The organism is Peribacillus simplex, assembly GCF_030123325.1.
GTDB lineage: Bacteria > Bacillota > Bacilli > Bacillales > DSM-1321 > Peribacillus > Peribacillus simplex_D.
The window spans coordinates 2,156,263-2,181,137 of record NZ_CP126106.1 but is presented as its reverse complement, the minus strand read 5'-3'; the positions used below and the strand labels follow the sequence as shown (position 1 = coordinate 2,181,137).

Annotated in this window: 17 protein-coding genes, 2 pseudogenes and 1 riboswitch; of the genes and pseudogenes, 4 read left to right on the top strand and 15 right to left on the bottom strand. The window is 33.7% G+C overall.

Features of this window, described 5'->3' with window-relative positions; all coding sequences use genetic code 11:
- Nucleotides 1-255: 255 nt before the first annotated feature.
- Nucleotides 256-1,109 (bottom strand): annotated as a pseudogene (locus QNH43_RS10430) (IS3 family transposase); the annotation flags it as partial.
- Between the two features lie 634 nt (nt 1,110-1,743).
- Nucleotides 1,744-4,815 (bottom strand): tetratricopeptide repeat protein, encoded by a 3,072-nt coding sequence (locus tag QNH43_RS10425; protein ID WP_283917762.1) that lies wholly within the window; start codon nt 4,813-4,815, stop codon nt 1,744-1,746.
- A gap of 685 nt (nt 4,816-5,500) precedes the next feature.
- Between QNH43_RS10425 and QNH43_RS27775 the strand changes: the two are divergent.
- The 3 genes and pseudogenes from QNH43_RS27775 to QNH43_RS10415 form a co-directional block, all read left to right on the top strand.
- A pseudogene (locus tag QNH43_RS27775) lies at nt 5,501-5,629 on the top strand (hypothetical protein); the annotation flags it as partial.
- A gap of 44 nt (nt 5,630-5,673) precedes the next feature.
- Nucleotides 5,674-7,575, top strand: coding sequence for a potassium channel family protein (locus tag QNH43_RS10420; protein ID WP_283917761.1), 1,902 nt, complete (start codon nt 5,674-5,676; stop codon nt 7,573-7,575).
- 27 nt (nt 7,576-7,602) lie between these two features.
- On the top strand, nt 7,603-9,447 hold the full coding sequence (locus QNH43_RS10415; RefSeq protein ID WP_283917760.1) for a P-loop domain-containing protein: 1,845 nt from the start codon (nt 7,603-7,605) through the stop codon (nt 9,445-9,447).
- Between the two features lie 99 nt (nt 9,448-9,546).
- Here QNH43_RS10415 and QNH43_RS10410 read toward each other — a convergent pair whose 3' ends face one another.
- From QNH43_RS10410 to QNH43_RS10370, 9 genes are all read right to left on the bottom strand, one after another.
- A complete protein-coding gene (locus QNH43_RS10410) occupies nt 9,547-9,828 on the bottom strand; it encodes a RyR domain-containing protein (RefSeq protein ID WP_283917759.1) in 282 nt (93 codons plus the stop codon).
- A 32-nt stretch (nt 9,829-9,860) separates the two neighbouring features.
- Entirely contained in the window at nt 9,861-13,220 is a 3,360-nt protein-coding gene (locus QNH43_RS10405; RefSeq protein WP_283917758.1) for a tetratricopeptide repeat protein, read from the bottom strand.
- 568 nt (nt 13,221-13,788) lie between these two features.
- Nucleotides 13,789-14,667: a hypothetical protein gene (locus QNH43_RS10400; protein ID WP_283917757.1), complete on the bottom strand. Its 879-nt coding sequence runs from the start codon at nt 14,665-14,667 to the stop codon at nt 13,789-13,791.
- A gap of 35 nt (nt 14,668-14,702) precedes the next feature.
- Complete coding sequence (locus tag QNH43_RS10395; protein WP_283917756.1) at nt 14,703-15,740, bottom strand: restriction endonuclease PLD domain-containing protein; 1,038 nt, start codon at nt 15,738-15,740, stop codon at nt 14,703-14,705.
- 317 nt (nt 15,741-16,057) lie between these two features.
- The gene (locus QNH43_RS10390) at nt 16,058-16,222 is read right to left on the bottom strand and encodes a hypothetical protein (RefSeq protein WP_283917755.1); all 165 of its coding nucleotides are present in this window, start codon (nt 16,220-16,222) and stop codon (nt 16,058-16,060) included.
- A 29-nt stretch (nt 16,223-16,251) separates the two neighbouring features.
- Complete coding sequence (locus QNH43_RS10385; RefSeq protein WP_283917754.1) at nt 16,252-16,524, bottom strand: hypothetical protein; 273 nt, start codon at nt 16,522-16,524, stop codon at nt 16,252-16,254.
- Nucleotides 16,525-16,543: 19 nt separating this feature from the next.
- Nucleotides 16,544-16,951: a hypothetical protein gene (locus tag QNH43_RS10380; RefSeq protein ID WP_283917753.1), complete on the bottom strand. Its 408-nt coding sequence runs from the start codon at nt 16,949-16,951 to the stop codon at nt 16,544-16,546.
- Nucleotides 16,941-17,435 (bottom strand): hypothetical protein, encoded by a 495-nt coding sequence (locus tag QNH43_RS10375; RefSeq protein WP_283917752.1) that lies wholly within the window; start codon nt 17,433-17,435, stop codon nt 16,941-16,943. Before QNH43_RS10375 ends, QNH43_RS10380 begins: the two co-directional genes overlap by 11 nt.
- Nucleotides 17,436-18,104: 669 nt before the next feature.
- Complete coding sequence (locus QNH43_RS10370; RefSeq protein WP_283917751.1) at nt 18,105-19,355, bottom strand: helix-turn-helix domain-containing protein; 1,251 nt, start codon at nt 19,353-19,355, stop codon at nt 18,105-18,107.
- 358 nt (nt 19,356-19,713) lie between these two features.
- Here QNH43_RS10370 and QNH43_RS10365 point away from each other — a divergent pair, with 358 nt between their 5' ends.
- A complete protein-coding gene (locus QNH43_RS10365) occupies nt 19,714-20,859 on the top strand; it encodes a tyrosine-type recombinase/integrase (protein ID WP_283917750.1) in 1,146 nt (381 codons plus the stop codon).
- A 493-nt stretch (nt 20,860-21,352) separates the two neighbouring features.
- Here QNH43_RS10365 and QNH43_RS10360 read toward each other — a convergent pair whose 3' ends face one another.
- The 4 genes from QNH43_RS10360 to QNH43_RS10345 all read right to left on the bottom strand — a co-directional run bounded on the left by QNH43_RS10360 (nt 21,353) and on the right by QNH43_RS10345 (nt 24,568).
- Nucleotides 21,353-21,754, bottom strand: a complete 402-nt coding sequence (locus QNH43_RS10360; protein ID WP_283917749.1) for a type II toxin-antitoxin system death-on-curing family toxin — start codon at nt 21,752-21,754, stop codon at nt 21,353-21,355.
- 1 nt (nt 21,755) lies between these two features.
- On the bottom strand, nt 21,756-22,001 hold the full coding sequence (locus QNH43_RS10355) for an AbrB/MazE/SpoVT family DNA-binding domain-containing protein (protein ID WP_283917748.1): 246 nt from the start codon (nt 21,999-22,001) through the stop codon (nt 21,756-21,758).
- Nucleotides 22,002-22,364: 363 nt separating this feature from the next.
- Nucleotides 22,365-23,798: an alanine/glycine:cation symporter family protein gene (locus QNH43_RS10350; RefSeq protein WP_283917747.1), complete on the bottom strand. Its 1,434-nt coding sequence runs from the start codon at nt 23,796-23,798 to the stop codon at nt 22,365-22,367.
- Nucleotides 23,799-24,101: 303 nt separating this feature from the next.
- Nucleotides 24,102-24,244, bottom strand: a riboswitch (cyclic di-AMP (ydaO/yuaA leader).
- Between the two features lie 165 nt (nt 24,245-24,409).
- Nucleotides 24,410-24,568 carry a VOC family protein gene (locus tag QNH43_RS10345; protein ID WP_434060166.1) on the bottom strand — a complete coding sequence of 53 codons (159 nt, stop codon included), beginning with the start codon at nt 24,566-24,568 and terminating at the stop codon, nt 24,410-24,412.
- Between the last annotated feature and the right edge of the window lie 307 nt (nt 24,569-24,875).

Genomic DNA, 24,875 nt, shown 5'->3' with positions numbered 1-24,875 from the left:
TTATAATAATTGAAAATTTGTATATTTGCAAAATTCATCCAATATTTATCCACTTTTGTTTAGTTTTCTTCTATTTCTTCTAAAAAACCTTTTGCTGCCGAAGGTATGTAATATCTTCTATATTAATTAAAACCATGATTAACAATAGTAGTATTCAACACCTAATGAAATCAAAATTTTATTAAAAAGTATTTAGTAATTGAAAATAGTAACTCTGGATTTGAGTCAATATTTTGGACACTAAAAAGTTAAATCTTAAGCTGTATTCCTAATTCGATCTTCAATGGCTTGTGGGGTTTGATAGCCCAAGCTGCTGTGAATTCTTTTTCGGTTATACCAACCTTCAATAAATTGGAACATCGCTAATTTAGCTGTTTGATAGTCTAGATATTGTACGTGGTTGACTTCTTCCTTTTTTAATAGGGCATGAAAGGATTCAATACAGGCATTATCGTACGGGCAACCTTTCTGACTAAAGGATTGCTTAATATGATGGTTTTGGATATGTTGAGTAAACTCACTGCTTGTATATTGTGACCAAGATCCGTATGAAGAACTAAGCCCTCCGAGGGCTTTTGTGATAAGTGTGCGTTATTGAAAGCTTTTATGACCAGTTCTGTCGTCATTGAACGAGAAAATGAATACCCATATTTTCTTAGAATGAAGGTCCAATACCGAAGCTAAATAACACATCCGTCTTTTAACGTGTGGATATACGTAATATCTGCTACCCATTTCTCATTAATGGTTTGAGTAGTGAAGTCTCTTTTTAGCAAATTATCCAATTGAATAACCTTTTCTTTAGATGGATAGGGACGGTATTTTTTCTTGGTAATAGAACGAATTCTCGCCTTGCTCATTAAACGTTGAACACGCTTTAGACTTAGGGAAAACCCTTTGGTTAATAAGCTTTCATGAATCTTTGGAGCCCCATATCGTCCTTTGCTTTCCAGGTAAATAAGATGAATTTCCTTCGTTAGTTCTATGTTTTCCTGTTCGCGATTTGATACGACTATTTGAAGGGATTGATAATGGCTGCTTCTTGGGATTTCTAGTATTTCACACATCTTCTGTACGGGATATTGTTTCTTGTGTTCCTCAATAAGCCTTATTCGAATTACTAAAGGCTTTAAAGGCAGAGGGTACTGTTCCGTATACACTCCACAATACCCCCTTTTATGAATAAATAAGTTATTATGTCAGACTTAGGGAAAATTGTGCAATGAACACAAAAAGAGCAGACACACTAGCTATTCCCACATGGTTGCTACCGTCCTGCTCTCATATTATTATTTACTGAGTTAGATACAGTAAGATTTGTTTTACATTGCCTTGTAAATTGGTTTTAAACGCTTATAATATACTTTCTTAGACACTAATTTTCTTGCTTTCTCTTCTGCGAAAAGAGCTACTATTACGGAGTCTATTTTTTAGTCTTCTTCGACACTCTCAGCAGACAATACTAAACTATTACTGTCGCCTTCTACCTTTGGAATGTTGACCTTGAAGTAGTATGGTGTCTTGTGCTTCCCTACTTGCTCTGTCACCTTTGCTATTTCCAGTACACCTAACTTTACAAGTTTGTCTATTTGTTTCTTTAACGCTTGCCTTTCTACTGTGCAACCATACTTAGCCAATGTACTATATGCAGTATAAAAAACATAGCCAGTGCTCTTCTTTGCATGCTTCTTACTTTCCATCAGGAAGGCAAATAGCAATTGAATAAGTGGGAACTTTCGCTTCTCACTGGTGATCTAAAGCATCTTCTAATCTTCTTAGTTCCATATAAAAGTCAGCTTTTTCAAACTGGCAAGTAATATATAAATCAAAGTTTTCTGTTTCAAGAAGAGCGTGGTCAATAATTTCAATTTTTTTTAATGCTTCCTTCCATTGTTTTTTTTCTCTATATACTTTAGCAATATGCCGAAGACGTTCCAAAACTTGAAATGGATTCCCTAAGCCGGTATCGCTCATGATTTCTAAAGAATGCTGAAAAAGAATTAGTGCCTGATCTAAATCTCCTTTTAAATAGTAAAGCCCTCCTAAATTATGCAAATATGTACAATACTTATCGAGGTCTTTTATCTCCCATACTATTTTAATCGCTTCTTCATATAAAGGGAGGGCATTATCTAATTCTTCTTGTTCATGGAAGATTAATGCCCGATTATTTAAAGTTACGGCTATTAATTCCTTATCGTTTATATCTACCCCTATCGCATGAGCCTCTTTGTACATTTTCTGTGCTGCTTCCGGATTATTTATTCTATAAATTTCTCCCTGATTATTGAGACATGCGGCTACTAATTTTTGACCCCCTATGTATCTAGAAATTTCCAAGCTTTTTTCATACAATGACAACGCTTGATTAAGATCCCCACCACTTGTTTTGTAAACCATCCCTTTATTCAATAATAAAGTAGCAAGTTCTTTTTTATTCTCGCTACCTTCCAGACGTTTAATTAGTATGTCGTATAGTAACAAGGCCTCATCAAAAAAGCCATTGGTAAAAAAGATATTAACATAAAATTTTAAATACTCATCTTGATAGTTCTCCACATTTTTTACGATTGTTGAGAAGTATTCCTCCCTTTGTATCCAAGAGTTTTCTTCAAGATCCTTCCATTCATGTAATACGCTATAGAATCTCCCTTGTTCACTAATCTGATTTATAAATTTTTCATCGATTAGCAGATCGGCAAGTTGCTCCCAGTCTTCATTTTTCTTTAAAAGATAAGGTAATTCGAAAACAGTTCGATCGGTGATCCCATTATTAAGGAAAAATTCTATTAACTTCTTCCTAATAGCTCGATTTTTTTTCTTATCCTTTAAATACTTTTCCTCTACTGCTTCCTGAAACTGTGAATGGATAAAGTTATGTAGTGCCGCTTCATCGCTCTCTATTAAGAAAGGCTGAAGATCAAAATATAATTTTGAAAATGCATGAAATGGCAGTGAAGAAGTTTTAGGAGAAAGAGGATATCTCTCTTTAAATTCTCGTATGATCTTTCTGTTTTTATATATGAGAGATAGCCATTCTTGTTCTGATAATCCTTGAGAGGATACCGCTAAAAGAGATAGCGCAGTTGATGTTAACACTTCTCCATGTTTGTTTTCTAACTGCTCTAAAAAACCATTGATGATTCCACGGACTGATGGTTCAATCTTATTTTCGTTTTCCCAACTATGCCATTTCCTTGCTTGTTCAAAAGCCAGTTTTAAATATAGGGGTGTTGGGCAATGACGAAATTGTTGAAGCAAGTACAAACGCTGTTGAGGTTGTAACGTTTTTTGTGACTTCTGTAACCAGTGGTCTAGCAAAAGTTCTCCATCTTTTTTCCCCATCTCCTTTAATTTATAAAGATACACATCAGGGAGGAGGGCTTTTATATATTTAAATAGGTCTGGTGTAATGGAGAATACAACCTTCAAATTAGTAATTGAGGAAATTCCCTTTAGAATCTCTAATGAATGTTGTAGTTGATCAACAGCATCCAAGAACAGCACTACACGCTTTTCTGAATGCGCTGTGATTAGTTTTCTTATTTCTTTTAACCATTCTGTCCAATCCATATTTTCTCTGTTTTCTTTAGTGCTGTTTAGAAGTGGAGAATACACCTGCTTTAATTCTTGATATATACTTTCAAGCAATGCATTGGTTTCAAATGATAATGGACTCAACCCAATAAATCTACGTAATATAATCGTATCTTTAAAGGAAGTTTTAACCCCTTCACTGACTTTTGCCATTAGTGCAGTTTTCCCCATTCCACTAGATCCAGAAATGACTAACGGGTTTAGATTTTCATTAATATGTTTCTGTATAAATTGGCGAGAAACTGCCCTGCCTACATAATCTTGAGCTTGTTGCTGGGCGTATTTGTTATGCATTTCTATTTCATTAGGTGTACCACCTTTTTTTCCTTTTAATTCTAATTGTGAGATTATAATATGGGATATTTGTTCATATACTTCATCGCACATTTGATCTAGGTGCCCTTTTGTAAGTCCTTTTCCACTCCGTTTAGCATTATATCTAAGAATACGATCTGAAAGCTTATGTTCTATCCTTTCTTTTAAATCAGATAAACGGAAATTGGAATAACTGTCATGTTTTCCTGTCTCTTTATTTAAATCAATAAATTGCTTTACAGAATCTGTTTTCTCGACGTTTTTTAAATTTTGAATTGTACGCATGACACAAATAACATGTTGAGAAGCATCCACGGGTTGTAATGCCCCTTTTACAATTTCCATTTCAGTTGCCGAAGCAAAATACTTGAGGCACCTTTCATCACTACCCTGCCATCCCAGGTCTTTTATTGCATGACGTAAAATATCTCTGAGTTTTTGTTCAGTTTCATCCCAATTTGGATTATCTGTATCATTTTCTGCTCGCGGCCGAAGAATATGTAGTGAAGGTACATAGTTCTTATCTTGCTTATACCAATGTTGAAGCAGTGATAGATCTTCCTTACTAATAACTGTTCCTATTTCTTTTAACTCTTCGGATGGAATCTCCTCAGGAATCGGCTGCCACCCATATCTATCACCGATCAACATCAGAAAATTGGGGCGCAGTGAAAGTTTTTGACACCGATCTAACTCTTCCAGACAAATTTTCATAGTCTTTTGGGAAATAGCTTCCCTATCACTTACCCCCCACCTAAGGTCTACAGCTTGAAATTTTGCCCCTCTTTGAGTACAAAGATCTTGAAGGCGTGGGTACACATTATATTGTAAGGCATTTCTCTCTTTTTCAAAATCACTAAATGTGGAACTAATAAACACTCTAACTAAATTAGAATTATGCACTGTTGCTTCCCCTTATTATTTATTTATTTTTTTAACTTTCAAACAAGAGCCCCACGGTTATAATACTATCAATCATTCTAATACTGTAATATTTTGATAAAATAGCAAAGGAAGTTGTTTTTTTACGATCATGGGTGAAATCCATTTATCCCCTATTATAAAATCTTTTCCAATTATACCGTTCAAGGAATAGGTTTTTAGCTTTTCAATTAACAAATGTCAAATAAAATTCATAACCTTCTAATATCTGGTGAATTGATTCAGGAAGTCTTAGGAGGAGCCAATATCAAACTTGGTTCAGTTGTATCCGATATTATCGGTGCTTCATGTCATAGGCATTTCTGCCAGTGTACTCATGTTATACTCCCTCTATCAATGGTTAATATTCACTGTTCTTGGAACCGTCCCTATGGAAGTAATATTAAGTTTTAGTAAACACTCATTAAAAGGGTGATACTTAAGCTAAAGTCTTGCATACTAAAAATACAAAAAAACCATATTTATATATGTGAAATATGAGATAATTTCACATATATAAATATGGGAAGGAACTCCTCGATTACTATGAACTATAAACCTAAACCTCTGAAATTTTGGAATTATGAGAATAGATTGCAAAAAACATCAATGAAATATGGTCACAACAAAGAATAAATCGTCAGACTTTTGACCCAAGCGGGATGACCGGAAAAAGGAACATCCTAATCTAGTTCCCTATGATCCTCTAATTGAACAGGTTAAAGATTATGACAGAAATACCGCTATGGTGACCTTAAACAATTATCGATCTAGGATATACATAAAAAAAATATAGCTCTTTAGATTGGATAAAAAAATTAAATAAGTGGGGAATACAACTTGGAGAAGTTTAAAATATATCACTTTAGTTTAGCAATTATTTTAACAGTCGTAGGAATTATTGGATCCTGTAAAAATTGGTTTGATAATAATACAATTCTTTTAATTTTTATAGGCCTTTCTTGGTCAACTACATTCTTTTATTGGTACTTAAAGCAGTATTTCTTTCAAGGAACAATGTTAATGTTTACATTAGCATATGGAATCTATGGTTTTTATGAGTATTCAGTACCACCTTATAAACACACAGGATTCAATGCAGTCTATTCGACAATCAGGCTCTTTTTCCTAGATTATGATACGGTTTTTAACACAGCAGCCAATAAGTTTGGAAACGTCCCGCTACCTATTGAAATTGCACGTTGGACAGCTTTTTTATTTTCTTTTGCAACCGTTACTAAATTGTTTGTAAAATACTTTGGAACATCAGTAAAAGGGCTGCTATACCGAAATTTTGGTGGCCATATTCTTGTTTTTGGGTATAACTATCAATCTTACATTCTTATAAAAAATTTAAAAGAAGATAGACATCGGGTAATCGTAGTCGACCAATCCCTTTCTGAGGAAAACAAAAAGGAACTCTTCGATCTCGGTGTACCAATAATAAAAATCGATTCATTCGAATCATCAGAATTTCAATATAAAAACAGCATCAACAAAGCTAGCTATCTTATTTTATTTGATGAGGATGATTCCATAAACCTCGAAAACTATCTTTCAGTTCGTTCTATCACCAAACCAAAAAATGGTAAACTACTACCGATTTTATTGCATTTAGAGCATGCCAAAACCTTGCAAATATACGAAAATTTACTCTTAGAAGAAGGGGGGTATAAAGTAAAATCCAATAATTTTTCTACTTCCATGCTAATTGCTGAAAAAATGTTAAGTGACTATCCTTTATACATGGGGTATGAAACCCAACTTCGAAAAGAAGATAGAGAACCTTTGCATGTTTTATTTATAGGTTTTGGAAAAAGAAATCAACACCTTGCCTTCCATATTCTGAATCTTGGCCACTTCCTAACAAAAGAAAAAATGCATTTTACCATTTTGGATCGCGATATTGAAAGGGTAGAAAAAGAATGGAATTTTTTAGCGAAGAGGTCTCGTGATTTGGCGAACATTCAGTTTAAAAAGGTAGATTTAATCTATCAAGGATTACTAAATGAGTTAAATCAAATAGATGTACCCATTACTCATGTCTATCTTTCCCTAAAGGATGATTTCATTGATATGATCGAAGGAATCGAATTAATGGAGAAAATGCCGAATGTCCCTATTTTTCTGAAGATGAAAGACGATAATAAAATAAGCAACTGGTTGGATGAGCATATAGATACCTATAAACAGGTAAAACGATATGCAATGCTTGGAGAAGTCTTAAATAGTGATTATGTTATAAATGAAGAACTTAAGAAATTAGCAAAAGAAGCCCATAACAAATATCTGAAAAGAAAAGAAGATGAAGGGAAAAGAACTCAATGGGACAAGGATTGGGAAAAACTTAATGCATTTAAACAGGAGTCAAATCGATACCAAATGCTTCATAATGATACAAAGTTGATGTTATTAGGCCTAAAATCTGTACCAAAACAAGACCCTAGACATCAAAATGAAATCCTTGATGATGCTGGGTTTGCTGAGTATATCGAGACATATACCGAGTCACTAGCAATCGTAGAGCATGAACGATGGAATGCTTTTCATTTCTTAAGAGGATGGAAAGTCACAGCCCTAGACAACCCTTTACCTAAACATGAACTAGAAAACTTAAAATTACATAAGGGTCTAACTCCATGGGAAGAGCTTTCTGAGGATTTTAAGGAATTTGATCGAGACAGCATTAGATATTTAAAACTTTTCTACAATTCACAAGGAAAAGATTTAATAAAAGAATAAGAAAGAACGGATCTTGGGGGAAGTTAAATGAAAAATGTGTTTATAAGCTATGGACATGATGAACATGCATGTTTAGCAGAACAGTTAAGAGTGGATTTAGAAAAAGTCGGTTTTAATGTTTGGATTGATGGAAAAAGAATAAAAGTGCAGAATTATTGGGACCATGCCATCGAAAAGGGCATTGGCCAATCTCACTGGATTATTGTCTTAATGACACCTCATTCAATGCGACGACCAGATGGTGTTTGCTTAGATGAAATCAGCTATGCAAGATTTCAAGGTAAAGATATTGTGCCAATTATGGTCCAGCAAATTCAACCCCCTCTTCCAATTGCGCGAATTCAATGGCTGGATTTACAAAATTATCAGCAGAAAGAGCAATACCAAAAAGGCTTTGAAGAGCTCTGCAAAGTGTTAAATAGAAATTATAAACTCGGCTTCGAAGGTGAACTTACACATTTAAGAGACATTCTAGCTGCCATGGACGATAAGGGTGAAATCGGGAGGCATATGGAAGGATTTATAGGGCGCGATTGGCTGTACAATCAATTCCAGAATTGGTTGGAAAACCAAAATGAGTCTCGCGTCTTTTGGGTAAAAGGACAGGCGGGTGTAGGTAAATCAGCGTTTTCTGCAAAATTAGCTCTAGAATCGAAAAGCGTTGTCGGGGTTCACTTTTTCAAGCATAATGACAGCGACAGCAGGAATCCCAAAAGTGCCCTATGTTCGTTAGCCTATTACTTAGCTACCCAAATACCGGAGTATATGGAGGAACTCCAGAGTATTCCAGACTTAAGGCAAAGCAGTATTGCCCAAAAAAATACAGTCGCACTTTTCAACTATCTGTTTGTAGAGCCTTTGAACAACATTCCCCCTCAAAAGCAACGTTGTGTATTAATTCTTGATGCACTTGATGAAGCTAAGGAAATCTCTGAATTGTTGCATGTGATTGGACAAGAATTTGATAAAATCCCAAATTGGTTAGGGCTTGTTATTACCAGTCGACCAGAAACGGATATTGTTCGTCGTCTAGGCAATCTTAAGCCTTTTGTATTAGATACAATGGATACAAACAATATTAACGATATTGAATCCTATTTAAAGAAAAATTTAGAGATGAATGGAATCCAGTATAATGAAACCCAGATCGCTAAATTAATCGAGAAAAGTGAAGGAGTATTCCTTTACATAACGGAAGTAATAAAGGAACTAAAGAATGGGAACCTTCATTTAGACAACCTTGATACTTTTCCGACTGGCTTAAAGATGATTTACTTAAATTTCTTTGAGCGGCAATTTCCAGACAAAGTTGTTTACAACAGGGATTACCGCCCACTCCTTGAATTAGTCATGGCTGCACTGGGTCCGCTTCCTATTGAGATTCCAAGAGTAATACTTGGCTGGGATGAATATCAAGAAGCAGAGATTCTGGAGGGAATTGGTAGCTTATTCTATTCAAACGATGACACCATCGAGCCATTTCATAAAAGTATCAAGGACTGGCTGATTGATAAAAAGTGGAGTTACCCTTATTGGATTTTTGAAAAAAATGGCCAACAGAAACTTATGGAGCATAGTAAAAAACAATATCTTGAAGGAAGAACAGAATTACTAGACTATCAGGTAGCTCACTTTCATCAGCATCTCCTTCAAAATGAAGATTGGACGACCTTAAAAGATTTGTTAGCCGATAAAGAGTTTATTATTGCAAAAATTAAAGCTGGCCAGTCAATGGAATTACTGGAATTCTACAAAGAAGTGATCCAATATCCTCATATTGATTTTGAGATTAGGATTGATATAGAAGATAATTTCGAAATGGTTCGACTACCAATCCTATTTGATATGCATGATCACTTTGCTATAAATTAAGGGATAGACCCAATTAAAATACAATAATCCCCCCTTGGAATCAAGAGTAGCGGAGAAACCAAAACTCTTTTATTCCAAGGGGGGATTTTTATTATCAAATTATTTTACAATCCGATATCCCAGAGCTAATATTGCTTTTAATGTTTCTAATGCAGTATTTCGGTCATAAATCTTTTCATTCTCCGGCAGTTCTTCATATGGTATTAAGCACGGGTGAAGCTTTTTATCGTCATCTCTTTTTTCACCATAAGTCCAGCCTTGATCCATTCTTTGCTGAGCCCAAATATCATGTGTATGTTCTGCTAAATGCTCTGTTAATTCAAGTATTTCCTCCGATAAAGTAACTTTACTAGTGTCTATTGGTTTTGGACGATAAGTCATCAAATCAAATCCCCTCTTATTAAGGCAAGATTTTAAATATTTTTTCCATGGCATCTTTTAAATTTTATCCTACTTCCACAATAACATAAATCATTTCTTCCTTTTTTCTTTTTCATAAAATCTTCGTAAGATTTTTTTAGATATTCTTGATATTTTTGCTCACACCATGTTACGTAAGAGTTTTCCCCCCATTCTGAGAAATTACTTCTCCAGGTTTCAAGAATATTTAGTACGTCATCCCACATCTCCTGTTTTTCCATTAAGACAAGAAGGACCGGTAAAGTGTTAATGATTAACTCTACCGATTTCGTATTTTGAAGAATCTTCAAGACTTCTTCATACAGTTTAATAACAGTCCGCTCATCCTTTTCTAATAAATAGATATGAGCCTCACCAATTAAACAATCAGTAAAGATGATCGAATCTTTTATTTCTATTGCTTTTTCTTTTGCTTCCCTATAATATTCCTTTGCTAAAGGGACATTCCCCTGATTTACAAGTTGACTTGCTTCATTAGCTAAACATGTGGCATAGATTTCTCGGTCGCCAATTTCTAGTGCTATTTTCCTTGCTTCTTTAAAAGCTTTCGATGCTTCACCATACAATTCCTGTTTTCCATAAGTATTAGCAATATTGCTTAAATAAGATGCAACCTTTGCCTTTTTGTCGAGCTTTCGAGCAATTTTAAGGGCTTCTTCATACTTTTCTAAGGCAAGCGGAAGGTTACCTTGGTTTTTATATATCTCTGCCTGATTATTTAGATAAGTAGCAATCCCTTCTTTATCATTAACTAAACGGGCATATTCCTCTGCCTTTTCAAACATTTTTAGTGCCTCTTCTTGAATTCCCCTTTTTTGATAGATCCAGGCCCTGTTATTTAAACTAGCAGCCGCAGCTTCATAATTGCCAATCTTCAATGATAATTTCTCCACATTTTCAAATTCAATTATAGCTGGATCCCATTTCTCTTGCTTTAATAATATAGCTGCTTGAAGACTTAGATGTGCTAATTGTTTGTTTTCATCAAAACCCTCTTCTTTTAAAACTTTGTTATACAGCTTTTTTGAAAATAGTTCAGCTTCATCCAAACAATGTGTTTGTTGTAAAATCAAAGTGCAAATCTTTAAATATTGTATAGATAAACCCTCATTGTCATTTAATTGTTTTTTGTATAAAGATTTCTTTCGAATAGATGTATTCTTTTCGATTTCACTCCAGTATAAAAGAACATCGTACTTGTCCAGTTTGCACATTTCAATTAGCATTTCCTCATTTAAAAGCTGTTCTGATAATTCCTCCCAGTTCCCACTTTTAAAGATATGCCATGGGAGTTCCTCTGCTTTTCTACGCCATGCATTAACATCGGTAAAGTATTTAATGATATGGCTTCTCACTTCGTCCTTTATTTCATTGTACTTCTCCTCAATAACCAATTGGAATAGGTTATGAAAGAAACCGTAACTTTCAAACTCCCCGTTTTCCATCTTGGTTAAGTACGGTTGCAGGTCATAGTAAAAATTAGAGAATACATTCATAGGGATTTTGGAAACCTTTGGTGAATCAGGATAGCGTTGTTCAAACTCTTTCAGAACTCGCTCATCTTGTGAAAGTAAATCAATCCATTCATATTCTCTCAAACCATACCTTGCCAATGCCAAATAAGATAGTGCACGTTCAGTAAAAATCTCCCCATGTTTACGTTCTAAATTTTGAATATAACCAACTATGATATTCTTGATATCCGTTCCAATCCCGGTTGGATTTTCCCAACATCTCCATTTTTTCACTTTTTCGAATGCTAGTTTTAAAAATAATGGATGTTTACACCCTGAATATTGATGAAATACATAGTCTCGCTGGTTCTCTTGTAATGCTCTACCTTCATTTGTTAGCCACATATCTAATAAAATTTCAGCTTCACATGTAGGCATTTCCGGTATATTATACAGCTGTAAATCAGGTTGATCAATTATAATCCTGTTAGCCAAATCCTGTGTAGTTGATACAACAATCTTTACATGTGGTGGCAATTGGCCAATGGCACCTATAAGGGATAGAGACTGTTCTTTATTGGAGAATCTATCCAATGCATCAATAAAGATAAACAAGGGCTTTTCAATTGTAGCAGATTTCATTAGGGTTTTTAGATTGTCCAACCAATCTTCCCAACTACTATTTTCTGGTAAATAAGTGGGACTCCCCTTGTATCCCATTTCTATTTCTAAGCAAATACTTGAAATAAAACTGTAGAATTGGTGGGACATTGGGGTAACTCCAACAAATCTCGTTATGATGACAGAGTCTTGAAAAATATTCTTTGATATTTCCGTTGCTTTTGCCATCAAGGCTGACTTTCCAGCACCAGATACTCCAGAGATTATAAATGGCATCGTGGAATCACCTTTAAGATAATTGGAAATCATCTCTCTGGGTTCTCTTCTTCCCGTAAAAAACTCAATTTCCTTTTTTGCAAAGAGTTGATGTTCCTTTATCTCCTTGTTTAAATCTCCTTCCTGATACGATTCCTCTTCTTCTATCCGCTCTAAAATAAGCATAACGAGATGTTCAAAAACGTCATCACAAAATTGTTCAAGGTAGGAATCACATGGCTGCAAATCCTCATTTAATTCGGTGTTGTATTGAAGCATATCTTCGGAAGAATGTTTATCTATCATGTCCTTTAAGGCATCAAGCATAGTACTGGAATAAGGATCAATTGATTTTAAACTAGAATTCATATCTAAATAATCCTTAAACTTTTCATCAGGAGTTATATTGGTTATATTTCTCATAACCCATAGAGTTTTATTTTCCTTACCTTTTTTAATACCTTCCATAATTTCTTGTTCAGTCGCAGAAGCAAAGTATTTTAATCTCCTTGAATCTTCGTTATCCCACCCTAACATGGTTACTCCTAAACGGAAAGCATGAAGTAATTTTTCCTCTTCTTTCTGCCATTCACTGTATTCATTATAAGGTTCGAATCTCTCAGATAATACATAACATTTAGGTACAGAATTATGATCTATTTTATACCACTTATGTATGAGTTCCTTCTCTTCTTCACCTAAAAACGTTTCTATTTGATTCGATTCTTCAACTAAAATCCTTTCCGGTACTGGCTGCCATCCATACCTATCGCCGACTAATACAAGGAAATTAGGTTTAGGAGATACTGCTTGACACCTGTTTAATTCTTTTAAACAAATTTCCATTGTTTGTTGCTTTAAAGTATCTTCTTGACTTACTCCCCACCGAAGATCGACCGCTTGAAATGTAATATTATTTACCTGACAAAATTCTTGTAACCTAGGAAACACACATTCTTGTAAAGCATCTCTTTCTTGTTGAAAATCACTAAAAGTTGAACTAACAAAGATTCGTATTATCATATTGTTAACACCTACCAAAAATAATAATTATATGAAAGAAAAAAGCTCCTAATAACAATTGAAGTAATGCATTTATGTTTGGACTGTATTAAATCAAAATAAATTGTTTGATTCCAATAATACTTCAAGCAAAGTTTTGCTACCTCGAAAAAATCAAAAAATAATTATATCTTCTTTAGTTTCAGTATTAACAGATTTCTCCACTAATGCTTTAGACCATGCCATTTATAAGTATTATCAAAGTTACAATTTAAAATTAGGGTATTCCACTTTTTAATAACCATTATCTCTTCAAACCTTTTGTTATACTTCCATGTTTTTATCATCTATTCTTCTCCTTAATTTCTTTCGTCCTCTAAATAGTGATTATTGCCAAATTATTATAATCAACAATATTATGCGCTAAGAATGACATATAAGTAATACCTAAATGATAAGGAATCCTAATTCCACTTTCTGAGAGGTAATTGACTTCTTTATATTTTAAAATAATCAATATTTAGTATACTCCCTAAAAACCTACTTTATTTATGGTAAGGTTCACCGTGATGTATCTAAAGAAGATTTTTTACAAATTTTTTATTTTTTCTATTAATACTTGGTTCCATTTCAAACCAATTCTTGAGAAAGAATACTTAAAATAATCTTTATATTCGTTATCGTTACTATCTTTATATGTTAAGCAAATCATTATATAATCTTGATTTGGCTGGGTCACAAACGAATTAAATACACCATCACGGATATTTTCGCTTATATCAATTTCAATTGTCCCACCATTAGCTTCAATTGAACGATTTAAATAAATATTAACCGATTTCTGTTCTTTTCCTTCAGAAAAATTTCTAGTAAGATTCAAATTTGCTAACGACAAATAGTCATCACCTATATTTTTTATTTTAAAGATATATTCAAAATGATTATATAATTCTTTATTTACAGGCTCTACTTCAATGACTGGTTTCTTATGACTGATTTTATATTCTAAATATTTTTCTACTAGGTCAGAGTTTTGTTTCTCTAATAATAGTGAAGTTATGTATGAATTATTGTAAAACTCGAATTTAATACCTTTGCTGGTACATAATTTCTCACAATATTTTCCGTCTGCAACATCGATATCTCTTGAACAAAATAATACGACCTTACCATTTGGAGGAGATATTATCTCCTCCAATGCAAATATACCTTTTCTTGTATCTTTTTCTAATTTAGACCTACTTCTATCAGAAGTAGGTTGTACTGCAATATAATTCCCATCTTGGTCTTGAAACCATAAATCGATTTTCCCTTTAATTGGGTGGGGTGTCCCCTCCAATATCCCTGGGTGACTAATGAATTTCCAATTAGTTTCTCTTTTTAACAGGTACTCAGCTAATTGTTGCAAAACCCCGCTTTTTCCTCTTTTCTCAAGTAAAGCTCTAATATCCTGTTCATAATTAGTCATTTTGGAGTTCCCTTCGATTATATTCATTTAAATTTTTATATTGAATCTTCAATAATATTTATTACATGGCTAGCAAATTCTTCAGTTAGTTGAATTTTATCAACTCCAAAATTTAAAGCGCCAAGAGTTCTACCACGATTATTTTTTGTAATTGGTAATGATGAGTCGTATGATGTCTGAATAGTAGAAATAGTGTTATTAAACATATTCCATCTTTCGCTATATTCTGGACAAAGGTTTTTTGCCTTTACTTCCCAGGGCCATCTACTAGACGTTCCCTCCAAATAGTAGGGATCTTCAATAACCTCAAAATAACCCAAAAGCTTAGCTGTCCCTACACCATAACAGATTAGTATATCTCCTTCTCTTACAGAAGTAGGTTTTCTTTTAGAGAAATGAAGCACCTGTATATCTGTTGATAGTCTTCTATGTTCAGAAAAAGGCTCGGCAGACACACCAACAGGCTTAATAAAGTATCGTTTATCAGATGTAACTTTATGCCTTCTTTTATTGATTATATCGCTTACAGTTAAACTTATTTTCGTTTCTTTAGGAATAATAGATGCTTGTGAAAAAGCATCTATCTTTTTTATTACTTCCTCTAATTCATTTGAAGATAAGGCTCTGCTTTCAACACTCTTAATTTCACTAATTAATTTTAATAATTGATTAGTGTCGTCAATTAACACTCCCCATTCATGATTACTTTCTAATCCAGAATTAGTAAAATTAGCAGAAGTAATTATACCTTGTAATGGTGTTCCTGACTTTAAGGATATGTATATCTTTCCATGTAATTTATTGTCTATATGAACACTGTAACTAATTTTATTCTTTTTACAATTCAAGCAAAAGGAATATAGTGAGTTGGATTTTTTAAATAAATCGGGATTATTATCTTTTAAGGTAGTTGTCAACGAAATATGTTTGATACCCTTGCCATTTAATTGGCTAAAGAAATCATCAAATGACTCCATTAAGAATGGACTTATTATCTTAAGTTCATCTGCATCTAAAAGGATATTTTTAATATCATTGTAATGATTAGAATAAATATTATTTAATAGTTTCATAATCTCGCTCACCTCATTTTCAACAAAATATCTATTTAGTAGAAAGAGTAAGGTAATTAAATAAACGGCCCATAAAAATGACACAAATGATGTCAATGGACCGGATAACATACTATTAATTAGCTAATTGGAATTTCGTAAATGGAATCATATCATCGATATCCTAAATTTCTTTTAGTACGATAAAATGATTAGTTTCATCTAAATCCTGTGATACCAAACTATCTTATTTGCAGTTCTAGGCTCTATTTGAAATAGATGTTAATCTTGGTTGTAATTAGTATTAACGATCGTCTTGTTAGCAAAACCACAGCTGCTCATTCTTCTACGATATCGTGATCTGTAAATCCGTGATCTAATACAATAAAACTATTATCTGGGTGTATGTATGCTTCAACAATTGTTGGCTTTTCATTTTGATCTTTTAATAATTCTCTGATACTTGATTCAACAAATGCATGAAGTTCCTCCATTGCTCTCAAGATAATAAATTCCTCGTTCATCTGTATATCTATGAATCTTCAAGAACGTTTTGAATGTCTTTAACAATCAAATTAGGAAAGAACATATATTCATAATTCCCTGAATCAAAGAAATCAAGTGTAATTAATGCGGAGTCTTCATGGTTAATCCATCTGTTAGGGAAAAGTAGGTCACCTTTTTTAATGAGTATAGCTTTATAAAAATAATGGTATTTCTTAATGCGATCCTCTGGCAAAAAGAGATATCGCGCTTCATCAATTTCTTGTTTGAATACTCGATTACCTTTTAATAACTGCTTCATATAGTCGCCCTGTAATCTATTATTCTATTGGATCTTCAGTGTAATTTTCGTCAGACCTATCCCGTTCTTTAGTAATCCAGTAGATACTGTCGCCGCCTTCGCCCTTAGCATTCCTTAAGCCTACTGCATCTCCAAAAAAGAAAGACCGGTCACGGTCATATCTGTAAACAAATCTATAATCACGCTTTTCTTTTCGTTCGGGTTTTTTCTTTGAATGAAAGTCTAATCTACTTGTGTCTGTTAAATCATGCTTTAACTCAGTATTGGGTCTATAAGGATCTTCCTTAGCATCGTCAATTGCGAACACAAACTGTAAGTAGAACTCTAAAAACTGTTCTCTAGTCATTTTTTGAGCGATATTAGGAAGATCAATAGCCCTTATCTCTTTGTGGAAATAAGTTTTTTCTATTGGATATTTATTTTTCATCTAAGAATTTCCACCCTTTATCTTTTTTGTCTTTCATAAGTAAATCATAATAATGATTCGCATCCTTAAACTCTTCAAAATCTTTCAAAGGAGCTTTAGAACGTACTCCATATTTCTCTTCAATTTCTTTGTTTTCTTCATCACTAATTGGCTCTTGTTCATTCTCATACTCATTAAGATCAACAGCGACATAATCCCGAAAATCCTCATTAATAATGCTTATTTTATTATTACTCATCAGGCTGTTCAGAACAGATTTGTAGGTCCCTGTATATAGTGGTTTAAAAATGCCATTCATGTTCTTTTCCTCTATTACAATAGGGCTAACCAAAGCTGCCGAACGAATCAATGGTACCAATTGTGCCATTTTCTCTACATCATGTGAGGACAATTCACTAATGGCATATAGAAGTTCTTTTTTATCAGCGCTTTCCATAGCGTCTAATACACGCTCAAGTTTGTTGTCTTTGTCTGTTGTTTTCATTATGTTCACCTCACGAATTAGATTTATTTGCTACTATTATACCATGAGCACTTATATTGAAAAGCCGATTAGAAGTATCGACTTACGTTGTCAAAAGGCTTTATTACTTATAATTCTAGACAAGATTATAAATTCCTACTCAAACAAAATAATTTCCTTTTAAAGTAGAAGGTAAGGTTTTATCGACCATAACATAACTATGTTAACTCTTTCTACTAAAAACGCTTATTGTTAAAAGATGTCATTAATCCTCATTTGAGGGCATGATTGGAATTACCGGGTCTGATGTGTCCCCAGGTACGCATGATGCACGTAAGGAATGTAGCTTCTCCTTCCCTTCTACCGTAGACAATACACTAAAGTGAATCTCTCTTTACACCTCCAATTGTTAGATGTTGTCTAACAATTGGAGGTGCAGTTCACTGAGATGGAGATGGTCCTTTTAGCATTAGGCCTATCATTTTCCAAAGAATATCGTTTAAACTAACCTATAGACATTGTCAGAAATAATCACCAACATCAGGTACAGGATCATATTGTCTATTATAGCTATAAACTATATCACCTGATTCATAAATTTTTTTTACTAATTTAGTTATTACAAATTTCTCTTTTCATTACCAGCTATGATTTTAGAACGTGCCTAAATCCTATAAAAAATTTTAAAAGTTATTTTATTATCGACGATAATTTTTTCTCAACCCATTTACTGATACTAATCCCTTCTTGTTCAGCTAAATCTGAAATTGTTTCTAACAATTCGATAGGTAATTCAAAACTAGTTTTTCTATTTGGACTACGTAATATCAAAGTATCATCTTCATGATGCATTTCTCCATTGATTAAATACGGTAGGATATCAGCCATACCAAACACCTCAGATATTAACGGCTTTTCTCCTGCCCTGACGTAGAGTAAAACTGTTTCATTTTGTTCTCTAAGTCGAATGTTTTCCATTCCCCAAATTTCATATAAATAGTCAAGGAATGGATAAAATACAACTTCATTTTTTGGTACCTGAAGCTCAACATATCCTTTATAATCCAAAGTTGATTGATGGATCGAGTATGATGGCTTTAAGGCATAATTTTTCATTCCTTCTTCATACGTCAACCACTTTTGTATATTGGGTAAGTAGAAACCAAATACTTTTTCTTCATTACGAATCACACGCGCCTCTGGTATTTTATTCGAATGAAATCTTTGATACAAAACAATATCATTTTTCGAATCATAATATTCATATTTTTTCGGTCGCTGTATTTCAGATGGTTTAAGTGATTTCTCTGCTTCCAAATAGGCTGTTTCCGAAATTACATACGTGATTCTTTCATCACCATAAGGGACGGCCTCAGCTTTTATTGAACCATCTTGTATATATTTATAAACACTTTGTACAGATAACCCCAATTTCTTTGCAACTTCATTTGGGCTCATGCCAGTAGGTAAAGATTGTTTTTCATAGACTAATCGATCCACTTCCACTTTTTGATAACGGGCCTCTTTATGTAATCGATGTGGGTCCAAAATTTTAATGATTTTCTTCTGCTTTCCATAATGGTAGACCGTTGCCTTGGATACGCCTAATAAATCAGCTACTTCTTTTTGTGTATACCATTCCACTTTATCCCCCTCCCATCCTTCTTGCTTATCCGTTCCTGTTATGGGAACATCCCGTTGGTTCCCATTCGTCAATTCCTCATGATACAAGACTGCTTCCGCTTGGCCAAATTTCACACGATATTGGAGACGGGGGTGTTCGATCACTTCCAAAATCACGCCTTCTTTTTTTTCAAATTGTTTAAAGTAGTAAAAACTCTCTGGATCTTCTTCTTCCGTACATGTTTGGAGAACATAAACAGATTCCTCAATTTCATAGGATACAGTCGGTGTGTTTTTTTTATGGTTTAGTTTATTCATAATTCGTCTATTCACCTTTTATCTTTTATTGTTATATGCCTGTCCATCTCAATAATTACTAATTATTTCATATATCTATCATAATATATAAAATTGATTTATATAAGTGTATTTATAAATTCATCTTATATAACCATTATAAATTTAATATTTGAATCCAACAATATTATTATAATTTGTGAATCTAATTATATAATAATTATCGTACACCTAAATAAATGGAGGATTTATTTAGGTCATCCTTAATTATTTAACTTTTAGAGTTTGTTATAATGTAAGTAGTATTTATTAAAAGGGTTGTACTACATATATACGTTATCTTATTAATAGTTGTAATATAAAAGTGAGGGATACAGGTATGCATGAACTGATTGAAAAAAGGAAAGAGCTTCAGAGTAGTGCATGGAAAAAAAGTTTGTCAGAAATTTCTATTCACATGTTACAAGAACGATTAGATACAGCAGAAAAAGATGGGCAAGATCCTTTTTCAGATTTTAATGATGTAGACATGCTACAGTGGTTTCTTCAACGACGAGAGCATTTAAAACAGCAACATGAAAAGTCCACCCGCACCGTCCAAGCCTATGAGCGAGAACTTCTTCAATTTATTGAACAATTACTCACCTATTCAGCGGAAATCCATGTAGACTTGGAAAAAGTTGTGGAGGGTTCCCTCTTTAAATCTTTATCTACCCGGCACATTCGAAGGTATCAGGAATGGTTGTCAGAAAGAAGTCCCTATGTCTTAACAAAGGGAGCTTATTCCGTTGCTACCTTATCCAGAAAGACAACCATCATTAAGAGTTTTTTGACATTCCTATTCGAATCAGGTTATATCACGGAGCCCATTCATGAAGGTTTCTTTAAGATCAATATTCGTAAAGATGATCGACCAAACCGTGATTTGGGACCGAAGGAAGTCATTCAGCTACTTGATTACTTCAGGGAAATCCACCACCCCATCGTTTTTTCGATCATTCATATCCTAACGATGACAGGCATGCGTAATGAAGAGTTTACAAGACTCCGAGTCAAGGATCTTCAATACGATTCCATTACCAGCACGTATTTTTTAGAGGTACTAGGTAAAGGGAATAAAAGAAGGCAAATCCCACTGAAAGAAAAAGGAATGAATAGCATTCGCATGTTCCGTTCAGCTAGAGGGCTCGACGATATTGATGCAGCAGAAGGAGAAGACCCGCTCTTTACGACCAATACCGGCCGTGCCTACTCTCCCTCATATTTGTCTCAATACCTAACAAAAGCCATTAAGGAGAGTGGATTGCCTTTTTTGAAGTTTCGTTCCTCTTCCATTGGTCCTCATACTTTCAGGCATGCTTTTGCCATCATTTCTCACTTAAATGGAGTGGATGTCTATCAGATTATGAAGAGTCTGGGCCATGAGCAGCTCTCCACTACAGAGATTTATTTGGAGAAGGTTTTTGAAAAAGAACGACATGCGATTCATTTGTGGAAATCAGATGTGTTTGGGGAGTATATATAATAGAAGAAACTCGTCATAATTAGAGAAGTTTTTGCTGATTTTGGACTCCAATGACACGCCCTTTAAAGGACCGTTTCGAAAAAGGTTTAAGATTGAAGATATCAAAAAGGTCGAGATTTAATAAAAGATACTCCCATACCTTGCAAGTAGTTTATTAAAACGTCTATACAGACTTCCAAATCAATTAGTAAAAAATTATTAGGTAAATTGAATAAAGTCTTATACAGCTTTTATGACCAAATGAGATGATGTTTAAAATTCTTACATCTAATTTACGGTATTACTTAGCTACTTCTTTTTATAAAGAAATAGAAAATAAAAGAGGGACCAAGTCATTCTAATGACTTGATCCCCCATGTTTAGAATAATCACTTATTGTATACCAAAGCCCAGCATAATTTGCTGCATATCTCATCTTTATATTTTTACATGTTTTAAACCAACTTTCGGTAAAGACCAAATTGGCTTGAATACTCCATGAATCTCTTTCCTTTTATAAAGCCTTTATGTTCTCTTGAATGATTCTTGCGATAGTTTTAAAATCATATTTGTGATTGACGACATCTACAACAAAATCCTGTTCTTCCTCTATTCCCATTATCCATTGATAATGATTGATCTTCAGAAACATAATAAGGGAAGCGAGTGCTGTCCTCTTGTTAGCGTTGTGGAACGCATGATTTTTTGAAATGGATTCGAATAAGGCTGCAGCCTTTTCATGAATAGATGGGTAAGCATCATTCTCGAAAACAGTTTGTCTGGGTCTGTTAACTGCAGAATCAAGGAGACCGGGATCTTTCACTCCGATTTGTTCAGTAGGAGAATAAACTTTTATTTGGATGGCATTGATGGCAATGATTTGATTAGTGGAAAGATAGATAATATCAAACGTCATATTATCTATCCACCAAACCCTTGAATGCTTCGTCATGCTCTTTAATAACGTCTGCTAACATTTCCATAAATTCTGCGTCTACACCTTTAGGTAATTTTACGTTTTTATTTTTCCTTAAAATGATTTCTTCACCCTTAAACTCAACCTCTAATTCGTCTCCGAAAGCTAAATTTGCAGTTTTCAACATTTCAACTGGAAACGTAATACCCAAGCTATTGCCAACTTTGGTTAATTTCCTAATAGCCATTAATCGTTCCTCCTTCAAAAAAGTTATAATTGTTATTACTATTATAACATTAGTCATTATTGTTTATACTAATTTTATTTTAAATTTGTTATTTTAGTGTGTGATCATTCAAACATCTATTTTTTTACTCCTTTCTTATTTTTTCGTCTTATTCTTTAAAAAACGTTCGTAAAAGTTTACTTTTACGAACGTAATTTTATGCGAATGACTGTTAAATGAATATGTGAGATTAGAAAAATAATGGATAATCCTTAGAGGCTGAATAAAAGTCTAATAAAGATCGGTTTTCGGTTCTGGTTTAAAAATATTTTTTACCAAACAAAAAGATGTTCAGACCATAATATGTCTGAACATCTTTTTTTATTACATGGCGTTTTTCTTTTTTAAAGTGGAAGCATCTTGAGAGTGCTCCCAACATTCAAGATTTTCAAGACCTTTAATGCTGTCTTTATAAAAAACAGGATCTTGACCAGCTTTTTTCTGTTTCATATAATCACTTAATGCCGCAAAAGCTACTTTTGATAATAAGAAAACAGCAATTAAGTTTACGATAACCATCAAGCCCATAAATAAATCTGCTAAATCCCATACAAGCTCTACCTTTGCAATCGAACCGAATACAATCATGGCGAACGCGCCTATTCGATATAGAATCAACCATACTTTACTTGAGTGTAAAAATCGAATATTAGTTTCCCCATAATAATAATTACCGATTAACGAACCGAATGCAAATAGGAAAACAAAGATAGCAAGACAACCTGATGCCCAGGAACCGATGTGTTCACTTAATGAAGTTTGTGTAAGTGCAATGCCAGTTAGCCCTGGTTGTTTATAAGCATCCGAAAGTAAAATGATAAATGCTGTGCTTGTACAGATGATCAGTGTATCCGTTAATACGCCAAATGCTTGAATAAGTCCTTGTTTCACCGGATGACTTGTTTTTGCCGTTGCGGCAACGTTTGGCGCACTCCCCATACCAGCTTCATTCGAGAATAAACCACGTTTTACTCCATTCATGAACGCAGCGCCTATTGAACCGCCTGCTATTTGTTCAAAGCCAAACGCGTTATTAATAATAAGAGAAAGAATTTCCGGCATTTTGGTTATATTCATCGCTACGACAAATAATGCCATTCCAAGGTATAACACACCTAGAATCATAACCTTGTATTCAGCAATTTTTGCAATACGCTTTACACCGCCAAAGATAATCGCAGCGAAAGCAAGTGTCATGAGAATCCCTACAGTTAAACGATCTGTACCAAATGAGTTCTCAAAAGCAATTGTAACGGTATTTGATTGTACAGAATTGAATACAAGACCGAAAGAAAGCGTAATTAAAATGGAGAATAATACTCCCATCCAACGTTTGTTTAATCCTTTTTCCATATAATAGGATGGACCGCCTCGGAAACCAGTCTTATCTTTTACTTTATATACTTGCGCTAACGTACTTTCAATAAAGCTGGTTGCTGAGCTAATAATAGCAATAATCCACATCCAGAATATTGCTCCAGGACCGCCTAATGCAATCGCAATCGCAATTCCTGTGATATTACCTGTTCCAACGCGAGCGGCCATACCAATACAGAAAGCTTGAAAGGGGGAAACGCTGTCTTTAGAACCCTTTCTTCCTTCCATTAAAACACGGACCATTTCCTTTAGCATTCGAACCTGTACAAATTTCAATTTAAATGTGAAATACATCCCACAAGAAACAAGCATAATAACTAATAATTTTGACCAAAGGAATTCATTTGTTACGCCAACAACATCATGTAATAATTGTTGCATTCTATCACCTCTTATTAAAATTTACTAGCTTAAAAAACACACAGTTTATACACTGTAAAAAAAGATCAACTTCATCCGATGAATTCTGCCTAAAGTAGGTATTATTTAGTCCTCAATTATTTGGGTTAATAGCTTAATAACATTATCTCAAAAACATATAGCTCCTCTTTTTATCCTTTTATTTTTGCACCAAAACTCCTAAAATCACCCCAGTAAAAATGTGAGCGGTACTATTTAAAATTTCTGAAAATAAAAAAAGACTATTCTTTATAAGAAAGAACAGTCTATGTAAACTATTATGGTTCTTTCTCTCAATAAAGCAAACGAGGTTAACTGTCGGATTCGGGATTGAGAGTTCCCTACCTTATAAAAAAGATTCACCCCAAGACAAATAGCATTTGCCAAAAATGATTCCCCCGCTCTAATCGATTAAGCTTATTATTTAATTATGTTAAGCAAAACAACCCATACTTGGATATGTAATAAGTAAACTAAACAACTTCTTTACTATTACTTAACTTTGTACAACATGTTTTATAATTTACTATTTTTCTATAACTTTGTCAACACCCTGTTTGTTACCGCTTACATTTTATTTTTAATTTGAATTCCTAATGAAAGAACCACAAACTTAACCAACTTTTTCCTTTTTCAATCCCCAAAAAAGCAGTGTCTTCATCACGCCATGTAAGTTCCAAACCCAGCTTTTTATAAAACTCCAATGAAACATCTAAATTTTTTACAGGCAAATGTGCTTCAAATTCTATCAAGTTTTCAACCCCTCTATAATTATTAAAATATTACTAATTATAGATAAACACATGTTTTATACAACTAATCTCCCTCAATAAACTAAACACAATCTCACGATCGCTCTAGAATTCTTAGGATTTCATAGTCATATCATTAACCGTTATCTATGTAAGCTCGGCAATACTCCTCAAGGATAGGGATTTATCGAAAAAAGTGTATGCTAAACTAGCCAATTATAGGAAAAAATTGGTTTAAGCAAGGTTATGATCGCACTTTTGGATATCCACATGTCTCATGGAGGTCAACCCTCCCATGTCTCACAGA